The organism is Burkholderia sp. LMU1-1-1.1, from assembly GCF_040675865.1.
GTDB lineage: Bacteria > Pseudomonadota > Gammaproteobacteria > Burkholderiales > Burkholderiaceae_D > Rugamonas.
The window spans coordinates 351,798-366,439 of record NZ_JBEGHG010000056.1 but is presented as its reverse complement, the minus strand read 5'-3'; the positions used below and the strand labels follow the sequence as shown (position 1 = coordinate 366,439).

The window sequence follows — 14,642 nt, the reverse complement described above, 5'->3', positions numbered from 1 at the left end:
TCGTTGACTTCATTGTAATCTGCCGTCAACATCTGAGCATGAAAAAATATCTGCTGGCGCTCGCCCTCCCCCTGTTTATCTCCGCCACCGGTCACGCTGCCGTGCTCTCGCCGCGCGACCAGGCCACCGTCGTCAACCAACTGCTGGCCGACCGGCTGGACACTCTGCTGCCGGGAATGATGGAGCAGGCCGGCATCGACATGTGGGTACTGGTCTCGCGCGAGTACAACGAGGACCCGGTGCTGAAAACCATGCTGCCGGCCGAATGGCTCAACGCCCGCCGCCGCACGATCATTGTGTTCCACCGCGACCCGGTCAAGAAGACGGTTGAAAAACTGGCGGTGGCGCGCTACGCGGTCGGCAAGAGCATCGCCGCCGCCTGGGACATGAAGAAATTCCCCGACCAGTGGGACGCGCTGGTCGATATCATCAAGACGCGCAATCCGAACAAGATAGCGCTGAACACTTCGCGCAATTTCGGCCACGCCGACGGCATCGACCACACCGACTACGCCGAGCTGCTGCAAGCGCTGCCGGCCGCTTACAAACAAAAGGTGGTCTCGGCAGAGCCGCTGGCGATCCGCTGGCTCGAAACGCGCAGCGAGCGCGAAATGCAGATCTATCCGCAGCTGGTCAACGCCACCCACAAGATCATCGACGAAGGCTTTTCCGAGCGCGTCATCACGCCGGGGATCACCACCACCGACGACGTGGTGTGGTGGTTCCGCCAGAAGATCCGCGATCTCGGTTACGACACCTGGTTCCACCCGTCGGTGGAGATCCAGCGCGCCGGCAAAGGATTGGCCGATCCGACCGTAATCATTCCCGGCGACCTGCTGCACGTCGATATCGGCATCACCTACCTGCGCCTGAACACCGACGTGCAGCAACACGCCTACGTGCTCAAACCGGGCGAGAACGCCGCGCCGGCGGCGCTGACGCAGGCCTTCGCCCAGGCCAACCGGCTGCAGGACATCCTGCTGGCCCAGTTCCAGCAGGGGCGCACCGGCAACCAGATGCTGGCCGGGGCGCTGGCGCAGGCGCGCGCCGAGGGCATCAAGCCGACCATCTATAGCCATCCGCTGGGCTACCACGGCCACGCCGCCGGCCCGGCCATCGGTATGTGGGACATGCAAAACGGCGTGCCGGGAAGCGGCGACGAGGCGCTGCGCCACCGCACCGCGTATTCGATAGAACTGAGCGCGGCGTCGGTTTTACAGGGCTGGCCGGCGCCGGTGAATATCATGTTGGAAGAGGACGCCTTCTTCGACGAGGCCGGCATACGCTACCTCGACGGCCGGCAAAAAAGCATGTATCTGATCCCGCGCGCCACTGGCGGCGCGGCTCCCGCCAATTGAATAAAGAATAACGACAAGCGGCATTTGTTGACCTTGAAAAACGAATAGTGCCGACAGGCTCTGGTGTGTCAATTTTCCCGCACACCTGCGAAAATATCGCATCCGGTGTCCGGCCAAAGCGCCTGTGTCGTCTCACATTTTGGCCGCTATTTGAATGAGGAGATCAACATGAATTCGTTTGTGGAAACCATATCGCCAGCAGCAAAAAATCACATCGAAGCCCGTATCGCTTACTTTAACGATGTGTCGCTTGCCATGGTGCAAACGATGCGCGAACTGGCAGAAGTGAACCTGCAGTTCAGCCGCAGCTGGATGCAGGATTCCACGCAAATGCTGCAAACGGCACTGCTGACGCCGCCCACCGAACGCGCCGATGCAAGCCCGTCTGTCGAGGCGGTCGCGCAGAAACTGCAAACCTACCAACAGCAACTGGTGAAGATCACCAGTGACTTCCAGACGACCATCAACCAGGTCGCGCAGCAGCATGTGCCCCAAACCGCGCGTACCGCCACCGAGCTGGCCGACGTGGTGACTCAAAAGGCCGCCGCACAGACCGACCAGCAACTGCGCATGCAGAAAGCCGCCGGCAAGGAAATCCTCGACCAGGCGACCCAATTCGCCCAGGTCGCGTCGCAGAACCGCGCGATGCAGCAGCCGGCCTCGATGCAGAGCGACGAAAACAAAGGCAACAAGAGCTAAACGCCGAGTAATTACCCCGCACGGCGATCAGTCGCGGGGTCGTACCCCGGATGGGGTACGACCCCTCTTCCCGTCCTGCGGGGTTAAAACACATCCAGCTTACAGAAACCGGTCCGGAATATCCTGCACGAACGGATACAGGGAGAAATACGGTTTCGATTCCTCCAACACCTGCTTGAACGAAGGCCGCATCACCAGGCGCTCGAAGTACGCCTGCAACTGGCTGTACTCCTCCGGGAACGGCAAGATCGTGCTGGCGTAGAACAGCGCCGGCGCCGCCGCGCAGTCGGCCATGCTGAAGTCGTCGCCGCACATCCATATCCTGCTCGTCATGCGTTTCTCGATCATCTTGTAAGCGGTCTTGAGCTTGGTGCGCTCCTTGGTCTGGTCGCACTGCAGTCCGGTCAGATGGCCGTTGACGATGGTCTGCATCGGCTCCTGCACGTAGTTATCGAAAAAACGGTCCCACAGACGCACGTCCAGCGCCGCGTCCCAGTCCGCCGGTATCAGCGGTTTCCCGCCCGGGAAATGGCGGTCCAGATACTCGATGATGACCGAGGTCTCCGGCACGTCGCGCTTGCGCTCGTGGTCGCGGATCACCGGGAACTTGCACGGCGGCCACATCGCCTGCAGTTCGGCGCGGTCGCTCTCCTCCCCCAGATTGATGATGCGCTTGTCAAATTGCGTGCCGTTCTCGTACAGCGCGATCAGCACCTTGTGGCAAAACGAGGCCAGCGGATGGTAGTAAAGGGTCAAAGACATGTCGGCTCCTGGGTGCCGGCACCGCCACGCGATACCGGAGAATTCAGCAAATGATACTTCAGCCAAGCCGATAGCGGCGGACCGCAAATGTTGCCACACTTCAGCCCGTTCCGAGCCGGGCAATCACGCACCGGCGGACCTCGAACCACCACAGACAGGATAACCACCATGCGCCACGCCCTCAATCTCAAGCTCGCCTTCGCCCTGACCACCTTGTGCGCCCTCGGCGCCAACAGTCGCGCCGCCGACGCGCCCGACGGCGACAGCCTGATGGTGGGCCTGGGCGCCGCCTACGTCCCGGAATACGCCGGCAGCGACGACAGCCGCGTGGTGCCGGTGCCGTTCCTGGAACGCACCTGGGACAACGGCTTCTTCATCAGCACCCGGCGCGGCCTGGGTTATCAAACCAACGTCGGCGCGGTCAACCTGAGCGGCGCGCTGGCCTATGGCGGCGCGCGCGACGAGAAAAAACGCACCTTCGCCGCCGGTTCCGAGGCGCTGCGGGGCATGGGCGACATCGATGGCGGCTTACAGGCCGTGCTGACGGCCAGCTACCAGCTCGGCAAGGTCGGCCTGAGCGTCGGCACCACGCAGGCCGTCGGCAAGCGCGAGAACGGTTCCACCTACACCCTCGGCGCCTCGGTGCCGCTGTACAGCGGCACCAACGACCAGGTCAGCCTGGGCGGATCGGCGGTCTACGGCGACAACAAGCACATGCAGACCTACTTCGGCGTCACCGGCGCGCAAAGCGCGCGCTCCGGCTACAAGGCTTACCAGGCCAAGTCCGGCTTCGAGAGCGTCGGCGCCGCCGTCAGCTGGGACCACGTGATCGACAAGCGCTGGTCCACCCACACGGCCGTCGGCTTCACGCGCCTGCTGGGCGACGCCGCCGACAGCCCGCTGACCAAGCGCAAGACCACACCGATGCTGATGACGGGCATCAGCTATAAGTTTTGATTGAGGTTGCCCAGGTGATATTATTGCGCGAAAAATAAACACTTAGCGCAATGATCTCCGACACCACTATCGCAACTTATATCCTGCTGGCCGCCGCCATCTGCGCCGCCTGGGCCAAACCGGTCGCCCTCGGCCGCGTCGCCCTCCCGCCCTGGCTGGCGTTCTTTGTCGCCGCACTCGCCTTCGGCATGGCGGCCGGCGTGCTGCGGTCGCCCGCCATCGTCGCGCTCGCGGCGCTGGCCGGCACGGCTTATATGACGGCGCGCGCGCCGCGGCAATATGTGCGCGTCATCTTCGGCGTGGTCACGGCGGTGCTGGCACTGGCGCTGGCGATCCACAAGCTGCCCGGCTTCAACAACGCGGTGGTGATCGACGCCGTCACGCTTTCGCCGGGCGCCGCGCCGTTCACGCAGTACGCCAACTTCGACAAGGGCGCGGTCGGCCTGATCCTGCTGGCCTTGCTGTGCAGCCGCACGCGCTCGTGGAACGAGTTCGGCGGCGTCATCAAGCAGTGCCTGCCGGTGCTGCTGGCCACGCTGGCGGCGGTGCTCGGGCTGGCGATGGCCATCGGTGCGGTGCGCCCGGACTTCAAGCTGTCCCAACTGACGATGCAGTTTATCGCGGTCAATCTATTCTTTACCGTGGTGGCGGAGGAAGCCTTTTTCCGGGGCTTCCTCCAGCACCGCCTGGCCGCGTCGCTGGCGCGCTGGCGCTCCGGCAAGTGGATCGCGCTGGTCTGCTCGGCGCTGCTGTTCGGCCTCGTCCACCTTCCCGGTGGCGCGCCCTATGCGCTGCTGGCCACCGTCGCCGGCTTCGGCTATGCCTACGCTTATCATGCGACCCAGCGTATCGAGGCGCCGATTTTCCTCCACATCGCGCTCAACGCCGCCCACTTCATCGCCTTCAGCTACCCCGCCCTGCGCTGACACGACAGCAAAAACACAACAGGCTAGCATCGCGCTAGCCAGATTTGTATATACAACATTGTGATCGTCGTGTTACCTTGCTTTCACCCCTGAAACATCGCGCCAGACAGTCCTCCCCGGGCTTACGGCGTGCCGAGACGTGTACCGCGCGCCCTCGGCCGCGATGAAAAGCTGGCACGTATCCTGCTCTACAAGCTTGCTGTCCAGTTATTTGTATAGACAACATTATCGCACCTGTATAGACAAATACAGACCCGATAAATTTTAGTCCGCCGAAGCGATGAGCAAGCAGCGCCCCGTTATGTGGCGCCTCCGCCACGTAATGGTGCAATTTCATGCAGCTAGACCAGAGGGGAAACAAAAAAATGAGCAAAAAACTGATGGGGTTGAGTGCGTTGGCGATGGTGTCGGCCAGCGCGATCGTGTCGGCGCAAGTGTCGCCAGCGTCCGCTCCGGCGGCCACCACACCGGCCGCCGACAACGGCGACAAGATCGAGCGCGTCGAGGTCACCGCCTCCCGCTCGGCGCGCGCCGAGGAGATCCAGCAGGTGCCGATGGCGCTGACCGCCATCAAGCCCGAGAGCCTGGCCAAGTTCGGCCTCGGCGGCCTGGCCGACATCGCCCGCGTGGCGCCGTCGCTGGACATGCAGGAGCAAGGCCCCGGCGTCAACAACATCACCATGCGCGGCCTGGTGGTGCGCGGCATCACCCCGTCCGAGGTGGCCGACGCCTCGCTGGTGGCGGTGTATGTCGACGACATGCCCGTCACGCTCAAGTCCGGCAACCCCGATCTCAAGGTGCTCGACCTCGAACGCATCGAAGTGCTGCGCGGCCCGCAGGGCACGCTGTACGGCGCCGGCGCGATGGCCGGCACCATCCGCCAGATCACGCAAAAGCCGGACCTCGACTCGTTGTTCGGCTCGTTCGAGGCGGTCGGTTCCAAGACCTCGGGCAACGGCGGCAACAACGGCAACGTGCGCGGCATGGTCAACGTTCCCGTCAAGGAAGGCGTGCTCGGCCTGCGGGTGACCGGCTACACCGGCGAGGACACCGGCTACATCCGCAACACCGTCAACGGCGAACGCACCAACGACACCACCACCCACCAGGGCCGGGTCGCCATGCGCCTGCAGGCCTCGCCGGACCTGACGGTGGACGCCAGCGTGACCGCCTCCAGCATGAAGGGCGGGCTCAACGGCGCCTTCAGCGGCCTGGCGCCGTTCACCACCAGCGCGCTGACCGAGCAAAAGAGCAACGACGACATGCAGCTCTACAACCTGGCCGTCAACTACAAGATGGCCAAGGCCGAGCTGGTCTCGTCGACCAGCTACATCCACCGCAAGACCTTGTACGTCAAGTCGGACGAGTACAACACCACCGCCTTCATCTTCCCCGGCCAGAACCTGGTGCAGGCCGACTACACCATCACCAACAAACTGCAGGATTTCGCGCAGGAATTCCGGCTCAACTCGACCGAGCCGGGCCCGCTGAAGTGGACCGGCGGCCTGTTCCTGGAAAGCGGCAAGCGCCATTTCTGGGAGGACGAACCGACCCACGGCATGGACGCGCTGTACGCCGCCACCTACGACTTCCCCGGCTACAGCTCCAAGGCCAACGACCTGGCCTTCAACGAAAACGACCAGTTCTCCGGCACCCAGGACTCGCGCTCGCGCCAGGCCGCGCTGTTCGCCGAGACCACCTACACCCTCTGGGACAAGCTGGACCTGACCGCCGGCGTGCGCCTGTTCACGCAGAAGGAGGACTTCGACCTGCGCTTCACCGGCTACTACGGCAACACGCCGGCGGCCACGGTGGACGCCCCGGTCGGCACGCCGAACGTGGTGCACAGCAAATCGAGCGCGCGCGGCGGCAACCCGCGCTTCGCCGCCGCCTTCCACCTGGACCCGGAGCACCTGCTGTACGCCCAGGCCGGCAAAGGCTTCCGCTACGGCGGCAACAACCAGCCGGTGCCGCAGGTGCTGTGCGGCATCCAGGCGCCCGCCAGCTTCGGCCCGGACCAGTTGTGGAGCTACGAGCTGGGATCGAAAAACACCTTCCTCAACCAGCGCGTGAGCCTGAACGTGGCGGCCTTCCTGATCGACTGGGAAAAGGTGCAAGTGGCCAACTATCTGCCATGTTCGTACTACTACACGCAAAACGCCGGCAAGATCCGCAGCCAGGGCCTGGAAATCGAATCGATGGTCAAGCTGGCGCGCCGCATGAGCCTGGGCTTCAACGCCGCCTACACCGACGCCAAGGCCAAGTCCGACATCGTCACGCCGCTGGCGGCGCAATCGGCCCCGGCCGGCACCCGCACGCCGTACGCGCCGCGCGTGACCGCCAACGTCACCTTCAACTACGCGGTGCCGCTGGCCGACAACGATGAAGTGGGCTTCTCGGCCACCTATTCGTATCGCGGCAATTCGTACACGGAATTCGCGCCAACCGGCAGCAACTATGCGGAAATCCCGTCGTCCAGTATGCTCAACGCGGCGCTGTCGTACAAATCGGGCAAATACGAGTTCGGCCTGTTCGGCACCAATTTGAACAACGGCACCAAGATCGTCGATATCACCCGCGATCCGAACGGCCTGCAACCCGGCGACACGACCTTCATGGCGCGTCCGCGCACTATCGGCGTACGGGTCAAGGCGCGCTTCTGAGCCGGCGTTTTACCCCTTTGATGGATGAGCCCATGACGAAATCCCGCAACAACGCCATCGCCCTGATGCTGCTGTCCGGCGCCCTTTCCGCGCAGGCGGCGGCGCAGGCGCCGGCGCCCGCCCAGCCGACGGCCACATCGGCCTGGTGCGCCGGCGGCAAGACCATCAACTTCGCCGGCCTGAACTGGGAAAGCGCGCGCCTGCTGACCGAGGTGATGCGCTACGTGCTGGAACAGGGCTACGGTTGCAAGACCGACGCCCTGCCCGGCAACAGCATCGCCATGGAACTGGCGCTGGCGCGCAACGACATCCAGGTCTTCGCCGAGGAGTGGATCGGCCGCAGCACCGCCTGGAACGACGCGGCCAAGGCCGGCAAGGTGGTGGGCATGGGCGAGATCATCAAAGGCGCGGTGGAAGGCTGGTACGTGCCGGAGTACCTGGTGCTGGGCGACGCCAAACGGGGCATCAAGGCCCGCGCGCCCGGCCTGAAGTCGGTGGCCGACCTGCCGAAATACAAGGACCTGTTCCAGGACGACGAGGAGCCGGACAAGGGCCGCTTCCTGAACTGTCCCGCCGGCTGGACGTGCCAGGGCGTCAACACGCAAAAGCTCAAGGCCTACGGCCTGGGCGGCAGCTACATCAACTTCCGCCCCGGCACCGGTCCGGCGCTGGACGCGGCGATCGCCTCGGCGGTGCAGCGCGGCCGGCCGGTGCTGTTCTACTACTGGAGCCCGACGGCGATGATGGGCCGCTACAAGTTCATCCGCCTGGAGGAACCGGCGTTCTCGCAAGCCTGCTGGGAAACGCTGACCAGCCAGAACAACACCAAGCCCTGCGGCACCGTCAACCCGCCCAACAAGCTGCAAGTGGGCGTGTCGCGCGTGTTCCACGACGCCGATCCGGTGCTGATGGCGCTGTTCGACAAGATGTACATGCCGGCCGACCTGCTCAACGCGCTGCTGGCCGAGCGCGAGGCGAAAAAGATCGACCCGGCCGTGCTGGCGCAGCAGTTCCTCAAACGCCAGCCGGCCATCTGGCAAACGTGGATGCCGGCCGGGAACGCCGCCAGAATCAGTGCAAGTCTTAAATGAGGTTTTTATGCCATCTTTTCCCGAAGCGCTAAGCATTTCCCTGGTCGAGCCGATCAACACGGCGGTCGATGCCGTCAACAGCCGTTTCGGCGACACCTTCCACGACGCCTCGATCTGGCTGCTGCGCCACGTGCTGGTGCCGTTCGAGGGCGCGCTGCGCGCCCTGCCCTGGTGGCTGGTGCTGGCCGCCGTCTTCCTTCTGAGCCTGCATGCGACGCGGCGGCTGGCGCACGCCATCGGCTTCACCCTGTGCCTGCTGCTGGTGGGCTCGTTCGGACTGTGGGACCAGTTGATCCAGACGCTCGCGCTGGTCATCGTCGCCACCACGATCTCGGTGCTGCTGGCCGTTCCGCTCGGCATCCTCAGCGCCCGCAGCAACGCGCTGCGCAACGTGCTGATGCCGGTCATGGACGTGATGCAGACCATGCCCAGCTTCGTCTACCTGGTGCCGGTGCTGATGCTGTTCGGCCTGGGCAAGGTGCCGGCCATCCTGGCCACCATCATCTACGCCACGCCGCCGCTGCTGCGCCTGACCGACCTGGGCATCCGCCAGGTCGGCGAGGAGCTGGTCGAGGCGGCCACGTCGTTCGGCACCACCGGCTGGCAATTGCTGATCGAGGTGCAGCTGCCGCAGGCGCGGCCCAGCATCATGGCCGGCCTGAACCAGACCATCATGATGGCGCTCGGCATGGTGGTGATCGCCTCGATGATAGGCGCGCGCGGCCTCGGCGAGGACGTGCTAGAAGGCATACAGACCGTCAACATCGGCAAGGGCCTGCAAGCGGGCATCGCCATCGTCATCCTGGCGATCGTGATGGACCGCATCACCCAGGGCTACGGCAAGGACAGCCGCCAACGTCTGGCGCAGGCCGGCAAGGGGACCAAATGAACGACTACAAAATCGAGGTCAAAAACGTCTGCAAGATCTTCGGGCCGCGCTGGAAAGACGGTTTGAAGATGCTGCGCGACGGCGGCGACAAGGGCCAGGTGCTGGCCAGCACCGGCTGCAATGTCGGCCTGAGCGACGTGTCGCTCAACATCAAGGCCGGCGAGATCTTCGTCATCATGGGCCTGTCCGGTTCGGGAAAATCGACGCTGGTGCGGCACTTCAACCGCCTGATCGAGCCGAGCGCGGGCGAGATCCTGATCGACGGCCGCAACGTGCTGGCGATGTCGGACGCGGAGCTGCGCCAGCTGCGGCGCCAGACCATCAGCATGGTGTTCCAGGGCTTCGGCCTGATGCCGCACAAGACCGTGCTGGACAACGCCGCCTTCGGCCTGCTGACGCGGGGCGACGACAAGACGCAGGCGCACACGGTGGCGCGCAACTGGCTCGAAAGGGTCGGCCTGAAGGGCTATGAAGCCAAATATCCGGACGAATTGTCCGGCGGCATGCGGCAAAGGGTCGGCCTGGCGCGCGCGCTGGCGGCCGACACCGACATACTGCTGATGGACGAAGCCTTCAGCGCGCTCGATCCCCTGATCCGCGACGACATGCAGGACCAGCTGCTGCGATTGCAATCGACGCTGCACAAGACCATCATCTTCATCACGCACGATCTGGACGAGGCGCTCAAGCTGGGCGACCACATCGCCATCCTGCGCGACGGCAAGCTGGTGCAGGTCGGCACGCCGGACGAGATCCTGCGCTCGCCGGCCGACGACTACGTGCGCAAATTCGTCGAAAAGCGCGGGGCCGCCGTTGCCGTGCTTGCGCCGGCGCCACAGCCGGCATGAAGGGGACACTGCCATGAAAGCGGACATCGTCATATTGAGCGCGCGGGCGCCGGCCACCTATCAACAGGTGGTCATGGTCGCCAACGGCGCCAGGCTGGAACTGAGCGACGCCCTGTGGGAACGCATCGACAACGCCCGCCACATCGTCGAGCGCATCGTCGCGGACGGCGTCAAGGCCTACGGCATCAACACCGGCCTCGGCGCCCTGTCGGAAGTGGTGCTGAGCGGCGCGCAGCTGGGCGAACTGTCGCGCCGCACGCTCAAGAGCCACGCCTGCGGACTGGGCGCGCCGCTGGGCGTGGTCGAAACGCGCGCCATCATGTGCGCCCAGGTCATCAACTACAGCCGCGGCCATTCGGGCATCAGCGCCCCGGTGGTGCGCCAGCTGCTGGACTTCCTCAACGGGGGATTGACGCCGGTGGTGCCGATGCAGGGCTCGGTCGGCTACCTGACCCACATGGCCCATGTCGGCCTGGCCCTGATCGGGCTGGGCGAGGTGCGTTTCCGCGGCCAGCTGATGCCGGCCGAGGCGGCGCTGGCGATGCTGGGCATGAAGCCGGTCGAACTGGGCGCCAAGGACGGCCTGAGCCTGGTCAACGGGCTGCCCTGCATGACCGGCCTGCTGTGTCTGGCGCTGGACCACGCCAAGCGGCTGGCCTGCTGGGCCGATATGATAGGCGCGATGAGCTTCGAGGCGCTGCGCGGCCAGCTCAGCGCCTTCGACGCCGAAGCCATGGCGCAGAAGCCGTATCCGGGCCAGATCCAGGTGGCGGCCAACCTGCGCGCCTTGCTGGCGGACAGCGCGGTGCTGCAAAGCGGCGAAGGCATCCGCACGCAAGACGCGCTGAGCCTGCGCTCGATGCCGCAAATCCACGGCGCCGCGCGCGAACAGCTGGCGCACGCGGAACGCCTGATCGGCATCGAACTGCAATCGGCCAACGACAATCCCCTGGTGTTCGGCGACATCCACAACTACCGCGTCATCTCGCAGGCCAATCCGCACGGCGAGGCGATGGCGATGGCGGCCACCTCGCTGTCGGTCGCCGTGGCCGAGCTGGGCGGCGTGGCCGAGCGCCGCATCGACCGCCTGGTCAATCCGCACGTCAGCGACCTGCCGCCGTTCCTGATCGCCGAGAGCGGCGTCAATTCCGGGTTGATGATCGTGCAATACGCGGCCGCCTCGCTGGTGGCGGAGAACAAGATCCTGGCGCAGCCCATGGTGCTGGACAACTACATCACCTCGGCGCTGCAGGAGGACCACCTGTCGATGGGCACGCCGGCCACACTGAATTTGCTGCGCATCCTCGGCAATGTTCAAAAGGTGCTCGCCATCGAGTACATCACGGCCGGCCAAGGCCTGTACTTCCATCCCGGTATGCGGCTGGGCAAAGGCACGGCGCTGGGCCTCGCCTATCTGAGGACCAAGGTCGAGCCACTGCTGGAGGACCGCATCGTCGCCCACGACATCATGCGCGCCGACTACCTGCTGGACGACCGCGAACAGTTGCGCCTCTTCGAAGCCGAACTGGGCCGCGCGCTGTGAGGTGGTTCGGCATTTGATGCGGCCGGCGTCCAAATGTTCCATAGGATTTTGAGCTTTACGTCCGGCACGCTACACTGGCTGTCACTACGCGGTCCAATGTTGGGCCCAGGGAGAACAGTTATGGCCAAGACCGAGTACGCGTCGCACTATTCCGATGCCGGCTTCTGGAACAAGGTAAAGACCCAGGCGAAAACCGCCGGGCGAAAAGTGCTCGAACAGGCGCTGAAAATGTACTACTCCGCCACCGACCCGGACACGCCGTTGTGGGCGAAGACGACCATCTACGGCGCGCTCGGCTATTTCATTTCGCCGATCGACGCGATACCGGACCTGCTGCCGGCCCTGGGTTACACCGACGACATCGGCGTGCTGATCGCCGCCGCCACCGCCGTGGCCGCGCACATCAAGGACGAGCATGTGCAAAAAGCCAGGGACACGCTTGAACAATGGTTCGGCGACTAGTAAGCGACTAGTTTCGGCTATGCGGAAATCGTCGCGATGGATGGTGTCGCGGGGCCGCGAGTTAGGCTACAATTGGGCTCACTCAAATTTCTTCCCATCTTTTTTCATCCCCGTTGCAAGGAGCACGACATGAGTCCAGAACACGACAGACGTCAGAGCCGACCGCCGGAGACTTCGGAGACGGCGGGTTGGCATTCGTTGGAATTCATCGTCCGGCAAGCGCTGGAAGTCCAACGCGATATCGGCACGCCCAGCGCGGTCGAGTTTTTGCAGAGCATTAATATCGACCCACAAGTCATCGCGCGCGTCCTCGCCCCCGACGCCAAGATACGCCAAGCGGACCAGGTGGCCCTGGCCAGCGCGGTCACCGTTTCCGACCTGCCGATTTCGACACCGGCCAACTACCTTCGCCGCAGCACGACCTGATACGGCGGCTTGCATCAAAATAGGTAAGAGGCATTGACACGCGATAGCCCTTAATTTAGGCTCGGAAAGCAGGCTCTTGCCGCCTGCCTTCCGCAGACTACCCACAAGGAACACGTGTCAGATTCACTCCCCGCCCGCGCATTGCCCAACGCCGTCGTCGGCCTGGTCGGTACGGCCACCGTGCTGGGCCTGCTGTACTTCGGCCGCGACGTGCTCATCCCCATCACGCTGGCCTTCATCTTCAGCTTCCTGATCGCCCCGTTCGTGCGCTCGCTGCGCCGCATCGGCCTGGGCCAGACCGCGTCCGTGCTCACCGGCGTGCTGCTCGTCACCGCCGCGCTGCTGATGATAGGCGCGGTGATCGTCTCGCAAGTCAGCCGGCTCGGCGCCAGCCTGCCGCAATACCAGGACACCATCGCCGCCAAGGTCGAAGCGCTCGACAGCCTCACGCGCGGCACCATCGGCAGCCTCGGCGGCCCGGCCGGCCAGTTGATCGAGCATTTCACGCAGGACGTGCCGGGCACGGATGCCGAGGCGCGGCCGGGCCTGCCCGCAGGCAGCCGCACGCCGATCCCGGTCGAAGTGCACGAGCCGGCGCTCAAGCCCCTGCAGTTGCTGGGCAAGATCATCGCCTCGGTCTGGCCGCCGCTGGAGATGGCCGGCATCGTTTTCATCGTGCTGATCTTCGTGCTGCTCGAGCACGAAGCGCTGCGCGACCGCTTCATCCGCCTGGCCGGCGGCGCCGACCTGCGCGCCACCACCATCGCCGTCAACGACGCCGGCGAGCGGCTATCGCGCTTCTTCATCTCGCAATTCGCCGTCAACGCCTGCACCGGCATCGCCATCTGGATCGGCCTGAGCGTGATCGGCCTGTCGCAGGCGCTGTTGTGGGGCACGATGGCCGCCGTGCTGCGCTTCATCCCCTACGTCGGCTTCTGGATGGCCGCGTTCTGCGCCACGCTGCTGGCGGCCGCCATCGACCCCGGCTGGTCGACGGCCTTGATGACCTTCGGCTGGTTCCTGCTGGTCGACATCATCGTCGCCCAGACCATCGAACCCAAGCTGTACGGCCACACCACGGGCCTGTCGCCGCTGTCGGTGGTGGTGGCGGCGATCTTCTGGAGCGCGATCTGGGGGCCGGTCGGGCTGGTGCTGTCGACGCCGCTGACCTTGTGCCTGGTGGTGGCCGGACGCTACATCCGCGCGCTCAAGGTGCTGGAGATCATGTTCGGCGAGTTGCCGGCGCTGACGATGCCGCAGAATTTCTACCAGCGCATCCTCTCCGGCGACGCCCACGAGATCGTCGCCAGCGCCAAGCGCTACATGCAGCACAAGTCGCTGGCGGCCTATTGCGACGGCGTGCTGGTGCCGGCGCTGCACCTGGCCCATTTCGACCTGAAGGACAACGCCATCACGCCGGAGGAGGAAGTCAAGGTCAGCACGGCCGTCATCGCCGTCATCGAGGCGCTGAGCGGCAATCCGAAGTGGTGGAAGCGCAGGAAGAACGTCTCGGCGCTGGCCGGGGTCGGCATCGGCCGCCAGTTGCGCGACAGCCGCATCTCCGACACCGGCGAGTGGCAGGGCTCGTTCGACGTGCCGGCCGGCAGCCTGGTGCTGACCATCGGGTTGAGCGGACAGTTCGACGAGCTGGCCACGGAGATCCTGGTGCGCGTCCTGCGCGAGCAGAAAATCGACGCCCGCAGCATGAGCATGGAGGATCTGGATGAGCCGGCGCCGCCGGAAGCGTCGCCGGAGCTGGTGTCGATCGTGTGCCTGGTCAGTATCGATCCGCTCAACGATCGCGAGAAGATGGACCAGGCGATCCAGAAGTTCCGCGAGAGCCTGCCGCATTGCAAGCAGTTCGCCGTATTGTTGCCGAGTCCGTTTGAGAATCCCGATTTGCGGGAGTGCACGTTCGACCAAGCCGATCACGTATCGCACTCGTTCGAGGATGCGCTGCAGAGCTGTGTGAAGGCGTTGCGGGGGAAGACGGCCTGAAGCGGCAGGTTCAGCGCGGA

13 protein-coding genes are annotated in these 14,642 nt (G+C 64.7%); 12 read left to right on the top strand and 1 reads right to left on the bottom strand.

The window, feature by feature from the left end:
- The first annotated feature begins 38 nt into the window (after positions 1-38).
- Together MRBLMU1_RS27205 and MRBLMU1_RS27200 are read left to right on the top strand one after the other, a co-directional pair.
- On the top strand, positions 39-1,358 hold the full coding sequence (locus MRBLMU1_RS27205) for a M24 family metallopeptidase (protein WP_363508482.1): 1,320 nt from the start codon (positions 39-41) through the stop codon (positions 1,356-1,358).
- A 150-nt stretch (positions 1,359-1,508) separates the two neighbouring features.
- Positions 1,509-2,057: a hypothetical protein gene (locus MRBLMU1_RS27200; protein WP_363508479.1), complete on the top strand. Its 549-nt coding sequence runs from the start codon at positions 1,509-1,511 to the stop codon at positions 2,055-2,057.
- 99 nt (positions 2,058-2,156) lie between these two features.
- Here the strand turns inward: MRBLMU1_RS27200 and MRBLMU1_RS27195 are convergent, their stop codons facing one another.
- Positions 2,157-2,819 carry a glutathione S-transferase family protein gene (locus MRBLMU1_RS27195; protein ID WP_363508476.1) on the bottom strand — a complete coding sequence of 221 codons (663 nt, stop codon included), beginning with the start codon at positions 2,817-2,819 and terminating at the stop codon, positions 2,157-2,159.
- 168 nt (positions 2,820-2,987) lie between these two features.
- Between MRBLMU1_RS27195 and MRBLMU1_RS27190 the strand changes: the two genes are divergently transcribed.
- The 10 genes from MRBLMU1_RS27190 to MRBLMU1_RS27145 all read left to right on the top strand — a co-directional run bounded on the left by MRBLMU1_RS27190 (position 2,988) and on the right by MRBLMU1_RS27145 (position 14,622).
- The gene (locus tag MRBLMU1_RS27190; RefSeq protein WP_363508473.1) at positions 2,988-3,776 is read left to right on the top strand and encodes a MipA/OmpV family protein; all 789 of its coding nucleotides are present in this window, start codon (positions 2,988-2,990) and stop codon (positions 3,774-3,776) included.
- 50 nt (positions 3,777-3,826) lie between these two features.
- Entirely contained in the window at positions 3,827-4,702 is an 876-nt protein-coding gene (locus MRBLMU1_RS27185; RefSeq protein ID WP_363508470.1) for a CPBP family intramembrane glutamic endopeptidase, read from the top strand.
- Between the two features lie 365 nt (positions 4,703-5,067).
- On the top strand, positions 5,068-7,365 hold the full coding sequence (locus MRBLMU1_RS27180) for a TonB-dependent receptor (protein ID WP_363508467.1): 2,298 nt from the start codon (positions 5,068-5,070) through the stop codon (positions 7,363-7,365).
- Positions 7,366-7,397: 32 nt separating this feature from the next.
- A complete protein-coding gene (locus MRBLMU1_RS27175; protein WP_363508464.1) occupies positions 7,398-8,456 on the top strand; it encodes an ABC transporter substrate-binding protein in 1,059 nt (352 codons plus the stop codon).
- Positions 8,457-8,463: 7 nt separating this feature from the next.
- Positions 8,464-9,345, top strand: a complete 882-nt coding sequence (locus tag MRBLMU1_RS27170; RefSeq protein WP_363508461.1) for an ABC transporter permease — start codon at positions 8,464-8,466, stop codon at positions 9,343-9,345.
- Positions 9,342-10,193, top strand: a complete 852-nt coding sequence (locus MRBLMU1_RS27165) for a quaternary amine ABC transporter ATP-binding protein (protein ID WP_363508458.1) — start codon at positions 9,342-9,344, stop codon at positions 10,191-10,193. The genes MRBLMU1_RS27170 and MRBLMU1_RS27165 overlap by 4 nt, the downstream gene beginning before the upstream one ends.
- A 13-nt stretch (positions 10,194-10,206) precedes the next feature.
- Complete coding sequence (locus MRBLMU1_RS27160; RefSeq protein WP_363508455.1) at positions 10,207-11,736, top strand: HAL/PAL/TAL family ammonia-lyase; 1,530 nt, start codon at positions 10,207-10,209, stop codon at positions 11,734-11,736.
- A 120-nt stretch (positions 11,737-11,856) separates the two neighbouring features.
- Entirely contained in the window at positions 11,857-12,198 is a 342-nt protein-coding gene (locus tag MRBLMU1_RS27155; protein WP_363508452.1) for a YkvA family protein, read from the top strand.
- Positions 12,199-12,327: 129 nt separating this feature from the next.
- On the top strand, positions 12,328-12,624 hold the full coding sequence (locus tag MRBLMU1_RS27150; protein WP_363508449.1) for a hypothetical protein: 297 nt from the start codon (positions 12,328-12,330) through the stop codon (positions 12,622-12,624).
- Positions 12,625-12,738: 114 nt separating this feature from the next.
- On the top strand, positions 12,739-14,622 hold the full coding sequence (locus MRBLMU1_RS27145) for an AI-2E family transporter (RefSeq protein ID WP_363508446.1): 1,884 nt from the start codon (positions 12,739-12,741) through the stop codon (positions 14,620-14,622).
- The last annotated feature ends 20 nt before the right edge of the window (positions 14,623-14,642 follow it).

Coding starts and splice junctions, on each gene's coding strand:
- MRBLMU1_RS27205 (WP_363508482.1), top strand. CDS start 39: ATGAAAAAATATCTGCTGGCGCTCGCCCTCCCCCTGTTTATCTCCGCC.
- MRBLMU1_RS27150 (WP_363508449.1), top strand. CDS start 12,328: ATGAGTCCAGAACACGACAGACGTCAGAGCCGACCGCCGGAGACTTCG.
- MRBLMU1_RS27195 (WP_363508476.1), bottom strand. CDS start 2,819: ATGTCTTTGACCCTTTACTACCATCCGCTGGCCTCGTTTTGCCACAAG.
- MRBLMU1_RS27170 (WP_363508461.1), top strand. CDS start 8,464: ATGCCATCTTTTCCCGAAGCGCTAAGCATTTCCCTGGTCGAGCCGATC.
- MRBLMU1_RS27180 (WP_363508467.1), top strand. CDS start 5,068: ATGAGCAAAAAACTGATGGGGTTGAGTGCGTTGGCGATGGTGTCGGCC.
- MRBLMU1_RS27160 (WP_363508455.1), top strand. CDS start 10,207: ATGAAAGCGGACATCGTCATATTGAGCGCGCGGGCGCCGGCCACCTAT.
- MRBLMU1_RS27185 (WP_363508470.1), top strand. CDS start 3,827: ATGATCTCCGACACCACTATCGCAACTTATATCCTGCTGGCCGCCGCC.
- MRBLMU1_RS27155 (WP_363508452.1), top strand. CDS start 11,857: ATGGCCAAGACCGAGTACGCGTCGCACTATTCCGATGCCGGCTTCTGG.
- MRBLMU1_RS27175 (WP_363508464.1), top strand. CDS start 7,398: ATGACGAAATCCCGCAACAACGCCATCGCCCTGATGCTGCTGTCCGGC.
- MRBLMU1_RS27190 (WP_363508473.1), top strand. CDS start 2,988: ATGCGCCACGCCCTCAATCTCAAGCTCGCCTTCGCCCTGACCACCTTG.
- MRBLMU1_RS27165 (WP_363508458.1), top strand. CDS start 9,342: ATGAACGACTACAAAATCGAGGTCAAAAACGTCTGCAAGATCTTCGGG.